Origin of the sequence: Colwellia sp. MB3u-4, from assembly GCF_014077065.1 — a bacterium.
In the GTDB taxonomy this organism is placed as follows: Bacteria; Pseudomonadota; Gammaproteobacteria; order Enterobacterales; family Alteromonadaceae; genus Cognaticolwellia.
Window position 1 is genome coordinate 126,820 of the sequence record NZ_JACGVE010000079.1, and the last position, 20,324, is coordinate 147,143.

16 protein-coding genes and 1 pseudogene are annotated in these 20,324 nt (G+C 38.1%); 10 read left to right on the top strand and 7 right to left on the bottom strand.

Annotated features, from left to right (window positions below):
• Positions 1-75: 75 nt before the first annotated feature.
• The 6 genes from H4J61_RS10085 to H4J61_RS10110 all read right to left on the bottom strand — a co-directional run bounded on the left by H4J61_RS10085 (position 76) and on the right by H4J61_RS10110 (position 3,833).
• Positions 76-966 carry a hypothetical protein gene (locus H4J61_RS10085; RefSeq protein WP_182184956.1) on the bottom strand — a complete coding sequence of 297 codons (891 nt, stop codon included), beginning with the start codon at positions 964-966 and terminating at the stop codon, positions 76-78.
• A 262-nt stretch (positions 967-1,228) separates the two neighbouring features.
• Positions 1,229-1,441, bottom strand: coding sequence for a hypothetical protein (locus tag H4J61_RS10090; protein ID WP_182184957.1), 213 nt, complete (start codon positions 1,439-1,441; stop codon positions 1,229-1,231).
• Positions 1,442-1,516: 75 nt separating this feature from the next.
• Positions 1,517-1,930 carry an MbcA/ParS/Xre antitoxin family protein gene (locus H4J61_RS10095; protein WP_182184958.1) on the bottom strand — a complete coding sequence of 138 codons (414 nt, stop codon included), beginning with the start codon at positions 1,928-1,930 and terminating at the stop codon, positions 1,517-1,519.
• A 319-nt stretch (positions 1,931-2,249) separates the two neighbouring features.
• Positions 2,250-2,642, bottom strand: coding sequence for a hypothetical protein (locus tag H4J61_RS10100; protein WP_182184959.1), 393 nt, complete (start codon positions 2,640-2,642; stop codon positions 2,250-2,252).
• On the bottom strand, positions 2,639-3,169 hold the full coding sequence (locus tag H4J61_RS10105; protein WP_182184960.1) for a hypothetical protein: 531 nt from the start codon (positions 3,167-3,169) through the stop codon (positions 2,639-2,641). Before H4J61_RS10105 ends, H4J61_RS10100 begins: the two co-directional genes overlap by 4 nt.
• 259 nt (positions 3,170-3,428) lie before the next feature.
• Entirely contained in the window at positions 3,429-3,833 is a 405-nt protein-coding gene (locus H4J61_RS10110) for a hypothetical protein (RefSeq protein ID WP_182184961.1), read from the bottom strand.
• A gap of 584 nt (positions 3,834-4,417) precedes the next feature.
• Between H4J61_RS10110 and H4J61_RS10115 the strand changes: the two genes are divergently transcribed.
• Together H4J61_RS10115 and H4J61_RS10120 are read left to right on the top strand one after the other, a co-directional pair.
• A complete protein-coding gene (locus H4J61_RS10115) occupies positions 4,418-4,804 on the top strand; it encodes an antitoxin Xre-like helix-turn-helix domain-containing protein (RefSeq protein ID WP_182184962.1) in 387 nt (128 codons plus the stop codon).
• Positions 4,805-5,588: 784 nt separating this feature from the next.
• Positions 5,589-5,966, top strand: a pseudogene (locus H4J61_RS10120) (transposase); the annotation flags it as partial.
• Positions 5,967-6,002: 36 nt separating this feature from the next.
• Here H4J61_RS10120 and H4J61_RS10125 read toward each other — a convergent pair.
• The gene (locus tag H4J61_RS10125) at positions 6,003-6,275 is read right to left on the bottom strand and encodes a hypothetical protein (protein WP_182184963.1); all 273 of its coding nucleotides are present in this window, start codon (positions 6,273-6,275) and stop codon (positions 6,003-6,005) included.
• Positions 6,276-6,724: 449 nt separating this feature from the next.
• On the opposite strand from H4J61_RS10125, the gene H4J61_RS10130 reads away from it, so the two are divergent.
• The 8 genes from H4J61_RS10130 to H4J61_RS10165 all read left to right on the top strand — a co-directional run bounded on the left by H4J61_RS10130 (position 6,725) and on the right by H4J61_RS10165 (position 19,831).
• Positions 6,725-9,565 carry a PAS domain S-box protein gene (locus H4J61_RS10130; RefSeq protein ID WP_182184964.1) on the top strand — a complete coding sequence of 947 codons (2,841 nt, stop codon included), beginning with the start codon at positions 6,725-6,727 and terminating at the stop codon, positions 9,563-9,565.
• Positions 9,566-9,757: 192 nt separating this feature from the next.
• Positions 9,758-10,783 carry a response regulator gene (locus tag H4J61_RS10135; RefSeq protein WP_182184965.1) on the top strand — a complete coding sequence of 342 codons (1,026 nt, stop codon included), beginning with the start codon at positions 9,758-9,760 and terminating at the stop codon, positions 10,781-10,783.
• A 32-nt stretch (positions 10,784-10,815) separates the two neighbouring features.
• The gene (locus H4J61_RS10140) at positions 10,816-11,403 is read left to right on the top strand and encodes a cysteine hydrolase family protein (protein WP_182184966.1); all 588 of its coding nucleotides are present in this window, start codon (positions 10,816-10,818) and stop codon (positions 11,401-11,403) included.
• A gap of 26 nt (positions 11,404-11,429) precedes the next feature.
• Complete coding sequence (locus H4J61_RS10145) at positions 11,430-14,267, top strand: PAS domain-containing protein (RefSeq protein ID WP_182184967.1); 2,838 nt, start codon at positions 11,430-11,432, stop codon at positions 14,265-14,267.
• A gap of 244 nt (positions 14,268-14,511) precedes the next feature.
• Positions 14,512-16,461, top strand: a complete 1,950-nt coding sequence (locus H4J61_RS10150; protein ID WP_182184968.1) for a pilus assembly protein N-terminal domain-containing protein — start codon at positions 14,512-14,514, stop codon at positions 16,459-16,461.
• Entirely contained in the window at positions 16,454-17,353 is a 900-nt protein-coding gene (locus H4J61_RS10155; RefSeq protein ID WP_182184969.1) for a M48 family metallopeptidase, read from the top strand. The genes H4J61_RS10150 and H4J61_RS10155 overlap by 8 nt, the downstream gene beginning before the upstream one ends.
• Before the next feature lie 1,243 nt (positions 17,354-18,596).
• On the top strand, positions 18,597-18,986 hold the full coding sequence (locus H4J61_RS10160; protein ID WP_182184970.1) for a hypothetical protein: 390 nt from the start codon (positions 18,597-18,599) through the stop codon (positions 18,984-18,986).
• A gap of 83 nt (positions 18,987-19,069) precedes the next feature.
• The gene (locus H4J61_RS10165) at positions 19,070-19,831 is read left to right on the top strand and encodes an SAF domain-containing protein (protein ID WP_182184971.1); all 762 of its coding nucleotides are present in this window, start codon (positions 19,070-19,072) and stop codon (positions 19,829-19,831) included.
• The last annotated feature ends 493 nt before the right edge of the window (positions 19,832-20,324 follow it).

A 20,324-nucleotide genomic window follows, 5' to 3' on the forward strand; every position in this document is an offset into this window, starting at 1 on the left:
TAAAAAATGGAAAATCGAGGCGTCAGTACAAAAAGTTGAATTTTTAATCTATACGATACTGTGTTTTACGACAGTTTAGGGACCTGGACTGTTGTTATAGCTAATACAATCCTCAAAAGAAGGGATGTCGCTGTAAGGAAATATCAGCGTCATAAATTCGACTAATTTTTCATAAAACATATCAGTAGGGCGATCACAATTAAGAAAAAAGAAGCCACTCCCAGGAAAACAATCTGAAAAGGTCACTTTTTTTACTAGCATCTCGCATCCTGCCGTTTCCAAATAAGTAGGATCCTGTGAATAGTCTTGAAGTAATTCGACAAATACATAGTTATCATTAATGATTAATTCAAAACTTACGGGCCATTCATCACCGTTTTCCTTTATTACGCCGTTGCTGACATCGTAGTTAAATTCAATGTCGATGGCGGTTAGATAATTACCAAACATCCTGTCATAAATTGATTTATAAGAGGGCGGTGAAATATCATCTAGCTCTACTCGATATATATTGAGGTCAGCATCAAGGATACTCAGTAATTGTTGGTCTGCTCTGCCGTTGAGTTCTGTTATCGCTATTACAGCATCCGCTACTTCTGACATGTCGTTAGCGTGAATGAAGTCTTCATCAGTTAAAATGTACTCATCACTTGAAGCAATCTTGTATTTAAAACTACCATCGGGATTGTAAAGAAGAGCCAATTGTAGTTTAGGATCAAGCAAGCTTTTTCTGATCAAACTCTTTTCTACCTCTGCTAATACATTTTCCAGTTCAGGATTCCCATCAATAATATGGCTTGCCTGAACGCTGCTTATACCAAGAATGTGTCCAACAAGCTTTGTGTGCAGTAAACAACCCTTTTTATTGGGGTCTTTAAAGTCAACTAACTGCTCAGCGGGGATACTTGCCAAATCAGCTTTAATCACATCGTTAGTGTCAGTGATATTCATTGTTTGAGTAATCATTCGGTTATTCCTGTTAATAAAATTTTAAGTCCCTATCTATTAAATAACAGAAGTTGAAACGGGCAACTGGCAATACAGACAGAAGAGGAATATTGTGAAAAGTGTAAAAGAGGGAAGGTTTATATTTAGTGCTAAATGTAGACATCAAATATTTATATTTGATTATTCGTATGTGTTGCGTTGTGAGTCACTTTGATATCAACCAATGATCCAACTTCCCATAGTTTGTTTTCCTATGACTAACCTTTTGAATACTTACTGATCACCAAAGGTGCTGTTTGTCTAGGGGAAGCGTTCCTCTATCAAAAAAGGCTTGAATATACAGGAGCTTGTTGTCTTTATTACAATGCACAGGAACAAGTAATAAGCTTTCATCCCTCTCTGCTTCACTCCACATAAGATAAGCACCATGCCTGTGTTCTTTTTTACGGGTATAAGCCATTAAATGTCGCTGCCGTAATGCAGTAATAATCATAGCAAGTGGTAGCTCATTACTTTTTTGCTAAATGATATAATTAACTGATTTTTTGCTTATTTCGTTTAATAATCTTCAGCATAAAAATCCATGTTTGATTTCATTTAACACTTGCTGTAACTGTTTACGGCCTTCCTTAGTTGTCAGCAATGATATCGGCTTTTTACCACCAAGAGCTGGCATTTGGGTGTGGATCCAGATATCCACTGCCACTTTGTCTCTGTATATAGTAAACAATTTGTTGTGTAACAAAATAATGTCTTCAATCTCGTTGATGGGGACTTCACTACTGTCGACTTCTTGAGGCATTAGCTGGTTCAAGGCATCAATCAGATTATAGTCTTCGGTGTAGTAAATTTCTGGGCAAGGCTCTGCAGGATTAATGGCATTGACCAACAATTGGCCTAATCGTAAACCTGGGTGCTTAGCCCATACTTTTTCAATCGTCTTGAGCATTTCTTTTTCCATGCTTGGCTTAATATGTGACATGCGTTAACTCCTCAATTATTATCATCTTCATCAACGGACGAGTGCAGAGCGTCGTCCTTGTTAACCTTTTTATTCGTGGGGGAAATTGTTAAAACTCCACTGGCAGTAACTGTATCTTTAGCTGATCTACTTTCACTAGCGTTCAACATGTCTGATATAAAATCATCATCTGAAAGTGGCCTTTGGATAAAGTCACTATCCCAATCTTTCTTTTCATATGCGCAAATCAAGTCACATAGCTTGTTAAGCTCATTTCCTTTACTTGAATTATATTGCGCATCCCAAAGCTGCTCGACGCGTTTATAGCGCTATTTTAAGTTCATCGGGAGTGCTGATGTGATTGGCAATTAATGTCTTTCGTGCAGAAATACACACCCCATTTTCTTTCGTCTGTGTCACAACGTCTTTTTTTTGACTGTGTAATAGCGGTTGGTCTATTGTGATATTCAATGGTTTTGCAGTCATTAGCTGCCGTAAAATCAGCGTGCAGGTCGGTAATTGACAAAATATCTCCGCACATCCGAGCAAAACAGTGTTTGCATAAATCGATAGCGATTTCATAACCATCGTTATGAATTGAGCCATAACCACACATTTGTTGAACACAAATGAATTCATGAAACTTAGTATCATCAATACTGGCCAGCACCCCACAACTATCACAAATAAGTAAACTCAGCTCTTGTGTTGTAACGGTGGTGAATTTTTTCATGTCTGCCTTCTTGATTGGTGTTTAGTGAATAACTTAAGCCAAACCTGTTTAGTTAAACCCGTTGTCTCATGTAACTTCTCTAATAATGCCTGAGTGATTTCTAATTTATCTTCTCTAAACTTTGCAAAGTCCTGTTCACTTAATGAAAGTAGTACAGCAGCTTTTTTATCGGTTACTTGATGCGTGTGCTGCCAGCCAATGAAGATACTTGAAAAATAAAGCTTAGGTTTATCCTTAAGCAAAGTTTCATTCGGTTGATAAAAATAAGCCATCACAGATTTACCTGCGCCAATATTTAAGGGGTATTCGTTAGGTTTCATATAAAGCACACCATCACAAATCATTTTTTGTGCACACGCTTTTATTTCAGCTGGGTACTGATCAATAGGCGCACAGTTGATATTGCCAAGTCCACCATTCGTTAATAGGTAAAGCTGCTTTGTATTTCGACAATCAACCGCGACCAATAACCAACCAGGGTGGTTAGGCTTACCTAACCGTCTTAAGAAACTATCAATATTTAACATTGTGACCTCCCATTGTATTTAGGCTTTTATGCGGCGTCTTTTTTTGTATAGCGTCTAAAATCATAGGTAGACCTATTATTTACTTATGTCTGTAAACAAGTAGCTCGACTAAAAGTGAAAATGAGCCGGCATTGAAACGTTATTTACTCATATAACTAAAGATAAATTGATTTAGAACGTCTCACGATGCGAAGTTCACCTATGGCAGGGCTGCTTTTTTTTCCGCCTACCATCGTACTTTACTTACAGAGAATTTTTATTATTTCTTATCTTTTGATTGTTTCTTTGAAATAAAAGTATCGACAAATAACATTAATGCGATGGCAGTAAGAAACATTCCTATCGCATATACTAGAAGAAGTTTTACCGCCCGTTCATCTTGACTCTCTTGAGGTAAGTACAGGGTAGTGAGTAACAAAATTGTCATCACAAGCATAGTTAAAAGAGGTAGCTTAAAGTTTTTCCATAGGGTCTTCTTATCTTGCAGAGGTGTACTTTTGTTAAAGCTGCCCCCTAGCTGAAATATATTCACGAATAAAAGTACGACGAGTGGAATATATCCAACACAAAGTAAAACAAACACTGCCATATCATTTTTTTGTAAGTAAAAAGATAAAGCTAATAACGACCAACATAAAATCCAACTCAATACTGTTTTAAACATGATTTTTCTCCTTGAATATGAATAACAATTATCTCTTAGGAATCTAATCGGGCAACTCACTGTGCAGCGCGAAGCATTAGTCGGTTGAGTCATGTCATTTTTCAATAATCCACGCTTTCATGGCAAATATTATTTTGTTCTACTATCGTATATTTACACCTACTTTCTGAGCTAATGGCACAAAATAGTTAATGGCTTTGATAATGAATTAACCAAACTACCTATTGTCAATATTTTAAATTAAACTGTCTTTCTGTAAGGGCTATTCACTTAGCCCAATCACTACATGTTTTGTTTACTAAATTTAACCTCGTTGATCACTTATGCCACTTTGAAGGCCAAAGGTTTTAGAATCATACCGACAGCTTTGGGACGGTAAGTGGTAATAAATTGAGAATCTAATCACTATACCTAGCAGTCACATTGAGCCTGAAGTAGACGTTAGATATATTATGCCTTTACGGGGTTTCTATCTCACTATGGGGTACACAGCGAATATGGACTTCAAGCCTCATATAACATTGCAACTCATCTACTGCCAGCTTATTGTTAATATATGAGAGAGTGATATGGTGATAGTTTTGATGACACAAGTTGAAGATGTTTTAGCACAAACCCCAGGACAAACAGCCAAGGTTGCACTTAGCACATTTTTTAATATCATGACTGCTTGGAAAATCAAGGTTAAAGATCAAATCATATTGCTTGGTCAGCCATTGGAGTCAACCTATTACAATTGGAAGAAAGGCAAGGCCGCTTCCATTTCTCGAGATACCCTTGAGCGCATCTCGCTAATTATCGGCATATACAAAGACCTCAGGATATTATTTCCTATAGAATCTCAGGCCAACGCATGGGTTCATAAAGACAATGAAAGATTTAACGGAAACTCAGCAATAAGTCTTATGTTGAAAGGCCAGTACACTCACCTTATCGATATGCGTCGCTATCTGGATGATCAAGTTGCTTGAGTATTATAATGTTGAATTTTAGTGGTTAAATAATGTTGACCAAAATTTTTAGATTCTAAGCTAAAAAGGGGGATCACCTTAGTGTCTAAAAGGTATTTTCTAAGGCGCTTTGGGGCACTTAGTGAGATAGGTTTTTTGGTTGCTTTGTACGCATTGCGGAAGTTACGAGTGACTAAAGCAATACTACAGCTCCTAGCATAAGCTGACCTTAGCTTTTGAGTTACTAACGGCAGTTCAGAGCCTAAAGCTGCCGTTAATTTGAGTTAGAAATGATTTGTGTGGTTAGAAAAAATTAAAACTTTAAAAGTTAACATATTGCTTAAAGCTCAATATTTACCACTCACAGTAGGGTTTCCTAGGAGGGGGTTTGTGCCCATCCACTCGAAATGAACCTTAGATATGTTTCGAGGGGATGGGCACAACAATGGCATTCGGTTAAGGGAATGTAGCCCCACTGAGACAAAAATGAGCGGTGTTTTTAATCCAAAATCACCCTAACTTTTACCACAGAGCGGACGATTTTTCTTAACCAAATTCACCTCAGTAAAGGGCAGTTTAGATAGAATATAGTCCTTTCAGTCTGAATAAAACTATAATTAGGGTGTTCAGACCATGTGCCTATTTCATACGAATATTGATACGATATTATTTAGATGGTTACCGCTTTACTTTCGCTGTCATAGGTACGCCTTAGCTTAAAAACGAATACTTGCCCATAAACGCTATCTATATTGCTTTCGAAGAGCTTTGGCATACATGCTGACAATAACAATTGGAGGTAATTATGACTAAGTTTTCAGTTTATATTGTTATTGATTGGGCAAATGATAAACACGATGTCTGCGTTCAAGTGGCTAATTCAAGTACACGAAAGTTTGAAGTAATTAAGCACTCACCTAAGTCGATCAATGAATGGATAAGCAGCCTTCATAAGCAATACAAAGGACAAATAGCTGTTGCTATTGAACTATCCAAAGGGCCTATAGTTTACGCACTTCAAAAATTTGATTTTGTCACTATTCACCCCGTTAACACGTAAATGTTAGCTCAATACCGTAAAGTTTTTTCACCCAGCGGTGCAAAAGACGGCCCAACGGACGCAGAGCTTGTTTTAGATTTAATGCTGAGATATCCCAATAAAGTTAAAGCATTAAAAATGGATGGTTAGGGATTATCAAAAACGCTCGTATTACCATTACTATTTGTCTTTTTTGTCTTTTTTGTCTTTTTTAAAAGAAATCCAGATCAGTCCATCGCTACCATTATTATTTATTATTAAAGGCGATCTTTTTGTGCCATCAAAAGCATATTGCTGCTTGGCTTCTATAGCATCTGCGATATCTAGTAATTCTGCCACCAAGGCATTACGCATGATGGAAAAGCCGATAATTGAACCTATAGCTATAACTGTCGCTAATATGATTAGTTCACTAGTTATCACAAAGCCACCCTGTTTTTTTGCTAATTTCATCTTAGCCCCCCAGATTAACAATCCATAATAAATATCAAATGCAATTTTAACGCCAAAATAATTAGTAATAATACATTGACCTTTTCGTACATATTTTAATCATTTTATTTATAATGGTACAAAAGGTTTGAAACCGTGTGAGTATTGCATTTACTACACAATTGCTGGGGTTTAATTGATTTTTTCTAGAATTTTGGCTATTTTTAGCGTAAATTATTTTTAATATCAAAATTTTATGAGCAATATTGATTTGTTATCTCTACTGCTTTATCACCTGTTTACGGGCGACTGCATGAGTGCAGGAGTTAGAGCGACTTAGGATACATCGTCGAGATCAACCACATGAAACAGGCTCTGCGTTGAATACCAGCCAAACTTTTGCAAAATAGCCTTAAAAATCATAGCTTTAGAGTTAGGCGCTATCTTTATAAAATGATAAGAGGATAAATATGAGCAAGCAAGTTTTTCCAATTACAAAAAATGAACAGCAAAGAATTATGGCGTTAAAACGTTATGCTGTATCAGATACCCCTTCTGAAGAGGTATTTGACAGGATAACTAGGCTTGCGTCTGCTTTTTTAAACGTGCCAATTGCACTCATTTCATTGGTCGATGATAGCCGTCAATGGTTCAAATCTCGCGTTGGGCTTGCAGCAGAACAAACGAATAAAGACATATCTTTTTTCACCCATACTATTTTGACTGATGAATTGATGATCGTACCAGATACCCGTTTGGATGAACGTTTTTGTCAATCCCCTTTGGTGCAAGACGACCCACATATTGCTTTTTACGCAGGAGCGCCACTAAAAACCTCTGATGGCCGTTATATTGGTACACTCTGCGCTATTGACACCATTCCTCGCAGCTTAAATGACCAACAAAAATTGATATTACAGGATCTGGCCGGTATGGTTATGGATACATTGGCATCGAGATTAGTCAATGCCAATGTCACTGGCAAAATCATCTTGAAAAATGCGGCATTTAAAACACTCAATCAAGAGCTTAACTTGTTAGGTCAAGTGTTTAATAATCTTGACTATAGTATTTTGTTTTTTGACAAACAAGGTTATATCAAGTCAATGAATCTAAAGACTGCCGAAATTTTTGGTTACTCAGCCAGTGAAACTATTGGGCAGCATATTAGCATTTTCTTTCCCTTTCCTTACAATAAACTCTTCTACAAAGTATTTGATCCTCAGATCAATAATAGCGATATCAAGATAAACGATATCCCGCTGCAACTTTCTGGCTTACGCGAAGACGGCACAATATTTTCGTTAGAGCTGTCACTAACACAAATAAAAATTGAACAAGGTTATACTTTTCGAGTTCAGTTTCAGGATACAACTAATCGTGATCTCGCTGATAAGGTACTGGAACAATTTAAGTTTCCACTTGATCTCAGCCAAAATTTTATCTTCATTTTTCGTGAAAGTTCATTTAAATTTGATTATGTCAGTCAAGGAGCGATTAAATTAAGCGGTTATTCACAAGAAGAACTGCATAATATGACTCTGTGTGATCTTGATAGCAGTATCAACATCGTTGATTTAGGCAATAAGTTGACACCAATTTTAGCTGGACAGCAATCAGACATCACTTACGAAACAACTTTACGAAGAAAGAATAAAAAAATGATCTCAGTGCAGATTGCACTGAAAATTGATGGTGATGATAAAATAGGTAAACGCATTGTTGTGGTTGGCACTGACATTACCGAACGTAAAAAAAACAATCAGGCCATTCTGGATAATCAAGCACGCTTACATGCCATAGTAGATAATGCAGTGGATGGTATTATCACTATCAGCGAAAATGGCTTAATCGAGACATCAAACCGAGCAGCAGAAGAATTATTCGGTTTTTCTCAAGCTGAGCTTAAGGGCCAGAATGTAAAAATACTGATGCCATATTCTTATGCTAGAGAGCATGATGGCTATTTAGCAAATTATAAACGCTCGGGTGAAGCAAAAATTATCGGTATAGGTCGAGAAGTCACCGGACAAAGAAAAGATGGCAGTGAATTTCCAATGGAATTATCGGTAGCTGAAGTACAGTTGGGAAGTGCTAGATTATACACCGGCATAGTACGCGATATGACCGCGCGTAAAAAAACTGAAGCAGACTTATTAAAAGCGATGAAAGTAGCTGATGCTGCTAACAAAGCAAAAAGTGATTTTTTATCGAGAATGAGTCACGAACTACGTACTCCGCTAAACGCCATTGTAGGCTTTGGTGAAATAATGCAAATGGAACCTTTATCGGCCATTCACAAAGAATACACAGAGCATATCCTTAAAGCCGGTAAGCATTTATCTTTATTGATCAATGAAGTGTTGGAAATCGCCCGTATTGAAGCGGGCCAACAGAATTTGTCGATTGAAGCCTTGCAGGTCAACGCTTTAATTAAAGAAACCTGGGGGTTAATGAGCCCTATGGCTGAAAAACGTGGCATTAAGTTCAGCTATCATGATGGAGGCAATGATTATTATGTAATGGCTGATTTACAACGTATTAAGCAAGTATTGCTGAATTTATTATCTAACGCGGTGAAATATAATTGTAGGAATGGCACGATTACTGTGACTTGTGGTGAGAGTCAACACGATGGTGCTTTACATATTTCAGTGCAAGATACGGGGTATGGTATTGCGTCAGGAGATTACTCTAGAGTATTTGAAGTATTTGAAAGATTAAGTGCTGACCAAGGCACTGAAGAAGGCAGTGGTGTCGGCTTGGCCTTAAGTAAAGCTTTGATGCACGCGATGGGTGGTGAGCTAGGTTTAGAATCAGTATTGGGCGTGGGAAGTACCTTTTGGTTTGAGCTCCCTGTTGGCCATATGGCCAATCAGGAGTTATTAGGCTACAGCACTGAAATAAGCGCTTTCACGACCACAGAACACTCACGCGTTTATAATATTTTGTATATAGAAGATAATTTGTCTAATTTACGTTTAGTTGAAGCGTTGTTAGCACGCAGGACAGATTTAAATTTAACGACCGCGATACAGGGTAATTTAGGCATTGAACTAGCGTTTAAATTTTTGCCCGATTTGATTTTACTAGATTTACATTTACCAGATATAGAAGGAGATGAAGTGCTCTTTCAGTTACGCAACAATGTAACTACCCGTCAAATACCAATACTGATACTCAGCGCCGATGCAACCGATAGTCAAAAAGAAAAGCTACTTGCCATGGGCGCCAATGCTTATATTACCAAGCCTTTAGATGTCAGAAAATTTATCACTAAAGTAGATGAAACGTTACGTCAATTACCCTAGTGAGTATAAGGTTGCATTATGCGTAGCATTTTAAAAATGAAATTGCATTGCATAATACTAAAGTAACTTTTCAAGTTTACTTTAGTAAATATTTTTATTTTACTTGTTGAATTTTAAATAAAATTAACATGAGGTCGGTGTGGAGCATTATTTGCTGTATGTGATGTATACTAACTTTAGGACTTGCTATTAATGAATTCACGAATAGACGTATTAGAATGGGTGCAATGCTTGGCATCATCAATGATAGCTAAGATGCCGCATCCCATTTGTTGTCGGCTACTTAATAAAACCGACTTTAATCAGATCTCCCTCAATAGTTCGCCTCAAACTTTACTGGATTTGATCGTGCCTAATATGCAAAATGCGATTAAGCATGCTAAACATGCCATTACGATTAAGCTCTATGAGGATGAAAGCCAATTAACCTTAGCGTATTTATTTGATGATAAAGATGTCCCATTAACCTCATGCCAGTTACCAGGCACTGCAATTTTAGAGCAAACATTACCCGAATTAATGGGTGTGCCAATTAAAATAAAAATTAACTCAGATGATAAGCTATTAAAGCATTGCTTTCGCTCTTTTGAGCAACACATGAACATTCAGTGCTTGACAGAAGAGTCAGAGGAAAATGATGCGAAATCACCTTGGGATATTGAGATTAATGATTTTCGATTTTCTCTAGATAAGCACTTAAATGAAGCAAAAATTAATAGTCATCCAGAAATATGTCTTCGTTCTTTAATGCAATTGAACGATGTTGAGTCGAGCCAGAATATTGATTTGTACTGGCCATTTTTTGATAGTGATCTACATAGTCTTTTGGGTGAGATGAAACAATTAATAAAACCTAGAGTCTTAGTCGCTGATGACAGTAAGCCAAGTAAAATGGCAACCATGATTATGCTTGAGCACCTAGGGTGCACAGTCAGTGGTGCGGATGATGGTGTTGAGGCACTAGAACTTGCCAATCAGCAGCCATTTGATTTGATTTTTCTCGATGAAAAAATGCCCCGTATGCTTGGCAGTGAGGTCGCATTACAATTGTCTGAAAACAAGGGCTACAATCAGTCTACAACTAAAGTTTCTCTTACCGGTATCACGGATGAAAATTCCGTTAATTTGTTATACCGCAAAGGTATTAACCATCATATCGAGAAACCCATTACCAAATTAGTATTGGAAAATTTCTTGAAAAAATGGCGTGATGCTTAAATTTTACAACATTTAAAACTATGGAGTTAAATATGAATGCATTAAAACATACTGCACTTGTTTTGATTGGTTATCAGAATGATTATTTCTCTCCAGAGGGGCTATTGTATAAGGTAATAGAAGAATCATCTAGAGCTACTGGAGTGTTAGAAAATACCCTATCATTATTACGAGAGCAAGGTGAAAATTTTGGCGTGGTTGTCAATACACCGATTCATTTTACGGCAGACTATAATGAACTTAACGAGCCCATTGGTATTTTACAGGTGATAAAGGAGCAGGGAGCCTTTAAAGAAGGCACTTTTGGCGCACAAATTATTCCACAATTGAATGAATTTAATAACTTTGTAAAAGTTGTTCCAGGTAAACGAGGCCTCAATGCCTTCTCAAACACGACGTTGGAGAAAGTATTGCTCGAGCGACAGATAACTAACATCGTTTTTGCTGGCACTGTAACCTCTATTTGTATTGACTCAACCGCTAGATCCGCTGTTGATATGGGATTTAAGGTGACCATATTGGAAGACTGTACTTCCAGTCGCACCCAATTTGAACAGAACTTCTATTGTGACGATATTTTCCCCTTGTACGCTAGGGTCTGCCATTCATCTACGTTGTAAACGGTTAGTTAAAAAGGATCGTGAAATTGAGCAAAAATAGCAAAGACGAACTACAAATACAGATTCAGTATAGGTTGATAGAAAAGCTGTCTGATAGTCAAAAAAAGCAAAGCAAATTGCTGTCATTACTGGATGAGTGTGTCTTTGAGTGCTCGAGTGATTTTATTTTAACTTACGTTAACTCAGCTTGGACACGCCAACTTGGTTACCAAACCGAGCAACTGATTGGAATATCTCTGGCCCAGCTAGTGATAGAATTTAACTTGCATGAATGGCTGCAGACTTTGACATATAATAGCATAAACGAGTACGCCCCTCAGCATGTTGAATTGCAGCTTATGACTCAAAAGAACGAACTTCGATGGTTTGAATTACGTATGGTTAAAAGTGACCAAAATACAATGATAGGATCATTGTTTGATATTCAAGTTCATAAAGAAATGGAAGCCAAGTTACGTGTAAAAGAGGAAGAAGCTCGTAAGTTATCTATGGTCGCTAGTCACACTAATAATATGGTCATTATTACCGATAGTATCGGTTGTATTGAATGGGTAAACAGTAGTTTTGAACGTATTACTGGCTATAACAAAGGGCAAGTTTATGGACGTAAACCTGGCTCTTTGCTGCAGGGAGAGCAAAGCGACCTTTGCGTTATCAAAAAAATGGCGCAGGCTATAGCAAAGAAACAAGGTTTTAGCGTTGAAATTATCAATTATAATAAAGCTGGTCAACCTTATTGGGTGGCGATTGAAGCATCGCCGGTAAAAGATGAAAACGGTGCTATAAAGCATTTTATTGCCATACAAACAGACATCAGTCTGCGAGTAAAGGCTGAACAAAAAGCCTTTGCAGCAGAAGGTCACTACCGAATGGTGGTTGATAACATCAGCGAGGTGGTCTTGCGTTTACAACCCGATGGCTGCATTTTATTTATGAATCATGCCTGGACAGAGTTAGTTAATTTGCAAGAAGACCAATGTTTGGGTGTTAACATTGAGCAATTTATCAGCGAAGACTATCAGACAGAGGTCGTTCAAGCGTTAACAAGTTTTCATCGCGGCAATCGCGGCATATGTCGTTTAGAGCTGCAAATGAAAGCGGGTGATGGCAGCTATACCTGGGTAGAAATGATCATGACACCGGTAGCCAATAGTTATAACGGACAACTTACTGCTATTGCTGCAACAATTGTTAATGTTGACACTAGAGTGTTTGCCGCTCAAGCACTGCAAAAATCTAAGCATCTTGCAGAAGGCTTAGCTGAAGATAGAAGTCGTTTTCTTGCAAATATCAGCCATGAAATACGTACCCCACTTAACGCTATGATTGGCGGTAGCGAAATATTGCAAACCACAGGGCTTAATCAGGAGCAAGAGCGCTTTGCCGGCATGATTCAATCCAGTGGTAGTGCCTTACTGAGTATTTTGGACGACGTCCTTACTTATTCAAGATTTGATGCTGGCGCTGTGACTTTGGAGCGTCGACATTTTGATTTAGGTGCTTGTATTGATGAAGCCATTGATATTATTTCGGAAAATGTTTTAGCGAAAAGCATAGAATTAATTTTAGATATCAGCTCAACAACTCCGTTGAATATTATTGGCGATAATGTCCGTCTTCGACAAGTAATGATTAACTTGTTAGCCAACGCGATTAAATTTACTGCACAGGGCTATATTTATATCCAAGTAGACTGCCAACGAGATAATGAAAACAACTTAGTTCTAGAAGTATCAATTGAAGATAGCGGTATTGGCATCGCAGAAGATAAAATGTCACAATTGTTTATCCCGTTTATGCAATCAGATATATCGACCACTCGCCAATATGGTGGCAGTGGCCTTGGCTTGGCGATTTGTCATGAAATATGTCAGGCGGCCGGCGGCAGTATCAGTGTCGATTCCAAGCTCGATGTTGGCAGTACCTTCCGCTTTCGGATGCCAATTGGTGCTGATGCCCTTAATCCACATAAAATGTTTAAACATTTACCTGATAATTGGGAAAGCAAAGTATGGGTTATTGGTAAAGCGCCTAGGTTGAACCATGCTATTAGTCAAGTGCTTGAGCGTTATAAAGCGCAGTATATGCAACTTGATAGTATTGAGAAAATACCTAACCTTAAAGGTATAGTAGGAGATTTTATCGTAATAACCGATCCTGCTCTCACTTCCTTATGTCAACAAACCTTAAAGGACACTTTCGTCACAGGCACCCAACCTTACTTAATCATCATAGATGTGTTAGGTAAAAGTAACAGTATTCAACCCATCAATACTAACGAATTGTTAGTCAATGGACCCGTTAAAGCCTCTCATTTTAGTCGCATTCTTGAGCAGTTACATGAGCTGATGGGTAAAGCTAGTATTGAGTTGATGGACAAGCATAAAAAACCTTCATTGGATAATATTAAATTTCATAACGCTAACATTTTGGTAGTGGAAGACAATGAGCAAAATCAGATTATAATGCAAAATTTTTTAGAACTATGTGGCTGTCGAGTAATTTTGGCAGAACACGGTGTGCAAGCATTAAAAAAATTGCAAACGGAACGCATTGATATTGTTCTGATGGATATTCAGATGCCAGTGATGGACGGCTTAACAGCCACCATGCATATAAGGGCTAGTAATTTAGCTTTTAAACATGTACCGATTATTGCGGTCACAGCCGATGCTGTTTATGGTGATAAAGAGCGTTATTTAAGTGCAGGTATGAATGATTACTTACCTAAACCCGTGTGTCGTGCTGATCTCTATGCCTTGCTTGATAAACATATGTCGATTGAAAAAAAGAAAACACCAATCACCAGTAAAATTAAGCGCCTTGCCAATATGCAGAATTTAATCAATAGTACTATGGCTTAAATCAGCGCAACGCGCGTTGCAAAATGCAAATCAATTTAACAATGCGTTTTTTCTGTCAGTCTATCACTCATTTTCCCACTAGATATTCTATTAAAGAAAACAATACAAACACCTGTTTATCATGAGCTTAACTTAACGCTACCGAAAAAAAACACGAGTGGTCTGAATGTTGCGACATAGTCAGTACCCGCTGTTACAGAAGCCGTAAAAATACTTCTGAACACGCATAAAACTGGAGAGCAGCATGAAAAGGTTAACGTTATCCTTAGTCACCGTGATATGGGTTTTATTAATTTCGCCTGTTAACGCTGATGGGCTTGATTTTGTCGAAACAGCAGATAGTAAAAAATCCAAAAATACCCGTGAATTAGTACAATGGACTCACACTCGGTTGGTTTTTAATAAGCCCTTAGAACGAATTGCTGTCGGCCAAGAAGAAACATTACAAGTAGAAGTATTGAGTAAAAATGAAGCCTTGGCGCTGGCTAAAAAAGTGGGTCGTACCAGTGTTATGGTGTGGTATTCAGATAAAACATCAGAAACCTTTCTATTTACCGTAACTTCAGACCTTAGTGTCTTACACCATGCTATTAAAGATATTCATCCAAATATTACCTTGACCTTAGCACCTGACCGTGACGCTTTGGTGTTACGTGGCCAAGTGCCAACAATAAAGTATCGCATTGCCGCCGAGGCTGCAGCTCGTAACTATTTTGAGGCAGGACAAGGCGGTAATAATGACAATTTATTGATGCAGCCGTCTGCTATGGCCAGCATGGTGAATAACTTCCGTATGCAAAATCAGGACGTGCAACCTTTACTGAGAAGAAGAAACAATCCCGCAGCCATAATTAATTTAATTTCGGTTGAAACGTTACCTGAAGATATTGTTACTCGGGTGAAAAACACTATCGATTTAGTGGGTGGCGAGTCGGTTACAGTCACTCGTGTACAACACGGAGATATACCAGATGCTAATCAAGATACCTTGTTATTAAAAGGCTATGTAGACAATCAAGTCGAACTAGTAAGAGTATTGACGGTAGCTTCTCGTTTAGTCACCGGTCAGGACAGCAAAAAATCTAAACAAGCGATTATTTCTATTTTGGCAAATGAATCTGGTGGTTTAATGACTACGGAAAAGTCCACACCATCAGCCAACTTTGGTGGCTTAAGTAGCAATAAAAAGGGTAACTCAGGCAATAACATTAATTCTAATATTGGTCGGGCAAAACTATTGTCAGTCGCTGGTGGAAAATTGTTATCAGTAATAGAAGTTAGAGACTTACCTTTAGTAAGAGTGTCGGTGCAAATGTATGAAGTAAATCATCGTCGCCTGAAACAATGGCGTCCTGATTTTTCCTTGTTGACTAAAGGTTATGACAAAACCGGCGGTAATTTTGGCCTTGAAGGTGCTAACGCAGGTACTGCCACAAAAGTTGACAATGCCTTACAAGTTCTGGGTGGCGCACTGGTTAATAATTTACAGGTAGGAGCCAAAGATTTTGCCTTCGATTTATTGTTTTCTTTATTGGAGCAAGATGGCATATCTAGAACTTTATCACGCCCTACTCTTACTGTATTAGCGGGTGAGTCAGCGGTATTCTCAGCGGGTGGTGAAGTACCGGTTCCCACGGCCTTTGCACCAAGTGGTATTACTAGTGGCGATCAGGTGGGTACAAATACCGCTGGCGTATTTAGCGGTACTACCTTTAAGTCTTTTGGTGTGCAATTACAGGTTAGAGCTATGGTTGATGAACACGACCGCATTACCTTAGATCTTAACCCTACTATCTCAACCCCAGATACTCTGCTTACACAGGAAATATCTTCTAGTACCGGTAGTGGCCTAAACACCTCTGCGTTTAATGTTAGAAGTATCAGTACGTCTACGCGTTTACGTGATGGACAACCTATGGTTATTGGTGGGTTGGTCAGCCGAGATATTAATGATAATAAAGACTTTGTACCTGGAATTAACAAGGTACCTTTGTTGGGAAAACTAACCGAGTCTACGTCAGAAGCAGACAACGAACGTGAATTATTTATTGTTGTCACACCAACGATTGTTAGGGAGTTAGTGCATGAGGTCAATAGATGGCAATTTCCCAATTCAGAAACTCTAATGCAGCAAGCGGTATTTAATACTAACCATGCTTTTAAATATAGTCACGAGGAGTCAGAAAATGAATAACAATCCCCTATTAGCGATCGGTTTTATTATCGGCACTCTATTAAGCTCAGGTTGTGCTACGAATTCAATCACGACTCAGGTCTATGCGCCAAATGAGCAACTTGATGATGTTTTACTACGCTATGTCAAAGTTGCCCCGGTTAAAACTCAATGCCAACGCGAACAACAAACGATTACAGATTGTCGTTTGAAGTCACTTAATACTTCAGAATTGAATAAGGAGTGTCACTTGCAGCGTAGTTCATTAAAAAGTTGCCAACAGAATGCGCTATTAGCGCAAGCGCCAAAACCTAAGTTAGAGCTTAATTTGAATTGTCATGATAGAGCAAAACCTATCATTGATTGTTATCGCTTGGCCTCGGAGTTAAACGCGTTATATATTCAATACCCAAATAACAAGCGCATTATGATGGCCAGCGCTTTGGTAGAGTTCGAACTTGGCAATACTTCTAATAGCCAGTATTTGCTCGATAACTTGATGTCTAAACGTGGCGCTTACCCTGAAGCTGCTATCTTACGAAGTCGTATCGCTATGGAAGAAGGCAATCTAACATTGGCACGTTCATTAGTAAGTCGACAACTTAGCATTACACCAGATAACCCTTACTTATATGAAATGCAGGCGTCATACTATTATATGGAAGGAAAATATACTGAGGCTTTACAGTCGGTCAAAATAGCGGAACGTTTTATGGAACCTAATTGGCGTATTGGTCATCACCGAGGCATCATCTATGAGGCTCAAGAGCAATGGCAAAAAGCATGTAAAGAATATAAACTGATCTTGCAAGATGAACCTAATAACCGCGTAATAAATGCTAAAATTCGCTTGTTAGATGAAAATTTTGATTGTTATGTGAAATCCAATTACCATCCGTATTATCGACTTTAAGTGAATAACATTAGCTTAAAAACGGTGCTGTAGAGCTATCAACAACACCGTTTTTTTATTCATTATCGCTCGATAACATTAACCCTATCCTAGACTTCTCCGCTTATAATTTGTTATTCACAAAGTTACTTTCATTTAGACTGCTCTGGTGAAACATCACCAATGAGATGACTAGGTTCATCGACTACTTTAACGCTTTAGTCATATTTATACTAAAGCCATCAAGTTAGTCCCACTCAGAGTTTATCAGCGGCTTGAGGACAACAATCACTCTATATGAAAGAAATTTTGGGCGGTTATCGAATCGCTTTTGAACTCCCCAAAAGCCAGTTTAAAGCCTTGTAGACTAAATGATTTATGTAGGTATGTAGGTATGTAGGTTCAGTCTGAAACTGATGAGCTTGTGCCTCCAAGTCTTTTAAATCTCGCAGAGTAAGAAGAAACTTATTGGAATTGGTACTGCTATGATCTGAACTACTCGATTGTAACTCGTTTCCGCGGGTCTGGTTGTCTTGGAGGGCCTTTAGTGGCAAGCGCTAGCAAGATAAATTGACTGCTCATTATTTAAAAATAGATCCAGAGCAATAATGGAAAGTTCATTTCGATGATCACGGCTATGTCCGCAGTTTATTTGGGTTACTGGCAATGTATCTGCATCATTCTTAACATATAGAGCTCCTGCAAGATTCGCGATAACGTCGATTCAAGTTGAGTAATTATTCATTGATCATCCGTTGATGATAATGATTTAAGCTTAGCCTATTACCCGTTCAGCTTACTTATGCCAGTGGTGTACGTTTTAATATAGATACTTTAGCACTTGAATAACTAACCTCAATAACTTAGGTAATAATGTCTATTTTAAGTTCTTAGGTATAGCTGCTTATCAACGATTCTAGTTAAAGTTAAAATTAATATGTAACTTATTTGCTTATCACAAAATAAGGGTCTTCCACCCTGTATGGCTATCTGCCTTAATCATTGACCAAAAAGTAAATAGCATTAAGAAAAATGATTTGCAAAATGCAAATCATAATGTCTATACGGTTGCTGATATGATCATAAAATAGCATGTTAGTAAGTGTTAAATTAATTTTATCTAATTGTTTTTTATCATCTTTAATTATTTCATTGAAAATAAATCATCGTTTGGCACAGCCCTCGCATTATCTATTACAAGCTCAACTACTTTAGTTGGTGAGTATACTAAGAAAAATATTTTATATAACCAGAGGTAATAATTATGAAATTTATTAAAAACAAGCAAGCAATGAAAAAGAAGCAAGGCGGATTTGTAATGACATCAGAATTATTGCTGTTATCTACGACCATAGTTATTGGTCTGGTTGTTGGTTTAACCACAATGCGTGATGCGGTTACTGCTGAGATGGAAGATGTCGCTGAAGCGATTGGCTCACTCGATCAAAGTTATGCTTACGATGGTATTAAAAACGCGGAAGGCACAGCTGAAATCAGCGGCTCTGGTTTTATTGATGCTGTAGATGTTAATGCCGGTGATGGTGTGACATTTGAATTTATCACCAGCGACTTTGCTGAAACAGCTGCTTCTATTAGTGGTACGCCAAGTGCTGGTGCTAACTCGTCTAGCAATGCAGGTAGCCTGGCAAACTAATGAGACATCGCTTATAGGCGGGGCTTCCCATAGTGTAGCTCCGGTCTTAAGCGTCTACTTTTAAGCAATTAATGAGGTGATACATGAAAGGTAAATTAACAGGTAGTGCTACTGGTGCCATGCTCCTTTTCACTGTATCAGGTATGTTGGCCTCAGCGCTTGGTGTTCGTCAGTATGACAAATTGAGTACTGACATGGCTTGGATCGTCAATGCTGACATGTCTGCTGGTCAAGTGATTACGCCCGATCTTCTTAAACAAAAACGTATAGATCAGAGCGCAATTGAAGGCACAGTTCAAAATCCCCGTCAGTTGATGGGCAAAACCTTACAAGTGAATAAGACTGTGGGTAGTGCAGTATTTGCTCGTGATTTAAAGCAAGCAGACAAAAAATCTTTGTCTCATGCTATCCCACCAGGCCGAGTACTGTATACCTTAGACAAGATACAAAAAGGTTTACCTTATGCTCAGTTAGGTGACGGTGATCGATTTGATGTTATCGTCAGGGGCCGTAATGGCGTTAGAACTGTCGCTCGTGATGTGCAGTTGATTGGTATCAATTACCCTGCAGCGGCTAAAGTGGCAGGTAAGGGTTTAAAAAACATGTTATTGCCAAAAAACAAACAGGCACAAAATCAAACTAGCGTGTCATTAGTGGTGGCCGTGCGTCCATCAGATGTTTACCCACTTGCTGGCATCAGTGCCAATGACAGCGTAACCATGGTTTTTCACAGTGCTTACGATATGGCGAACGGCACTCAGCAAAATATAGACCCATTAAAGCGTTTCCGTCAGGTGGAGATGGTAGCGGGAATAAGACGATCAAGTGTGAGAGTGTTTAATTAAGTTGATATTTATATAACTAAAACTACTTAACACTCTGGCGCTCTCCAGAGTTTTTGCCCTGGACAATCTGTTGATTGTTCAGGGCTTTTTTTTAGCCCTGTTCATTGCTTCTTCTTATGACTAAAAGCTGATTGGCAGAATGTAAATCAATGTGGGCTTAGCTTTAGCTCTTTATTACATATTTGGCTCTCTAGGATTTTTATGTGTAATAGCTTATTTTTAATCATTTTACAAAAGTATCAAGCGAGTTGTTATTAATTGGCATTAATCTGATTTTCTGATTATCAGGTGCAATTTTAACCTCTAAATATGTTTTAAATCTTATGAATCCTATTTTCACTACATTGAAAGCCAAGACGTACTGTTTACCTCCTTAAAATGCTGATTGGTTTGTCCATACCTAGCGCTATCATTCAAAAAGAGGTGAGATACGAAAAAAATTATTAAAACCAACCGTATTGTAGTGATGTTATTTTTTTGTGTGTCATTTTTC

Excerpts from the sequence above, each read along its gene's own strand:
- H4J61_RS10085 (WP_182184956.1), bottom strand. The coding sequence starts at position 966 with ATGATTACTCAAACAATGAATATCACTGACACTAACGATGTGATTAAA.
- H4J61_RS10090 (WP_182184957.1), bottom strand. The coding sequence starts at position 1,441 with ATGATTATTACTGCATTACGGCAGCGACATTTAATGGCTTATACCCGT.
- H4J61_RS10095 (WP_182184958.1), bottom strand. The coding sequence starts at position 1,930 with ATGTCACATATTAAGCCAAGCATGGAAAAAGAAATGCTCAAGACGATT.
- H4J61_RS10100 (WP_182184959.1), bottom strand. The coding sequence starts at position 2,642 with ATGAAAAAATTCACCACCGTTACAACACAAGAGCTGAGTTTACTTATT.
- H4J61_RS10105 (WP_182184960.1), bottom strand. The coding sequence starts at position 3,169 with ATGTTAAATATTGATAGTTTCTTAAGACGGTTAGGTAAGCCTAACCAC.
- H4J61_RS10110 (WP_182184961.1), bottom strand. The coding sequence starts at position 3,833 with ATGTTTAAAACAGTATTGAGTTGGATTTTATGTTGGTCGTTATTAGCT.
- H4J61_RS10115 (WP_182184962.1), top strand. The coding sequence starts at position 4,418 with ATGACACAAGTTGAAGATGTTTTAGCACAAACCCCAGGACAAACAGCC.
- H4J61_RS10125 (WP_182184963.1), bottom strand. The coding sequence starts at position 6,275 with ATGAAATTAGCAAAAAAACAGGGTGGCTTTGTGATAACTAGTGAACTA.
- H4J61_RS10130 (WP_182184964.1), top strand. The coding sequence starts at position 6,725 with ATGAGCAAGCAAGTTTTTCCAATTACAAAAAATGAACAGCAAAGAATT.
- H4J61_RS10135 (WP_182184965.1), top strand. The coding sequence starts at position 9,758 with ATGAATTCACGAATAGACGTATTAGAATGGGTGCAATGCTTGGCATCA.
- H4J61_RS10140 (WP_182184966.1), top strand. The coding sequence starts at position 10,816 with ATGAATGCATTAAAACATACTGCACTTGTTTTGATTGGTTATCAGAAT.
- H4J61_RS10150 (WP_182184968.1), top strand. The coding sequence starts at position 14,512 with ATGAAAAGGTTAACGTTATCCTTAGTCACCGTGATATGGGTTTTATTA.
- H4J61_RS10155 (WP_182184969.1), top strand. The coding sequence starts at position 16,454 with ATGAATAACAATCCCCTATTAGCGATCGGTTTTATTATCGGCACTCTA.
- H4J61_RS10160 (WP_182184970.1), top strand. The coding sequence starts at position 18,597 with ATGAAATTTATTAAAAACAAGCAAGCAATGAAAAAGAAGCAAGGCGGA.
- H4J61_RS10165 (WP_182184971.1), top strand. The coding sequence starts at position 19,070 with ATGAAAGGTAAATTAACAGGTAGTGCTACTGGTGCCATGCTCCTTTTC.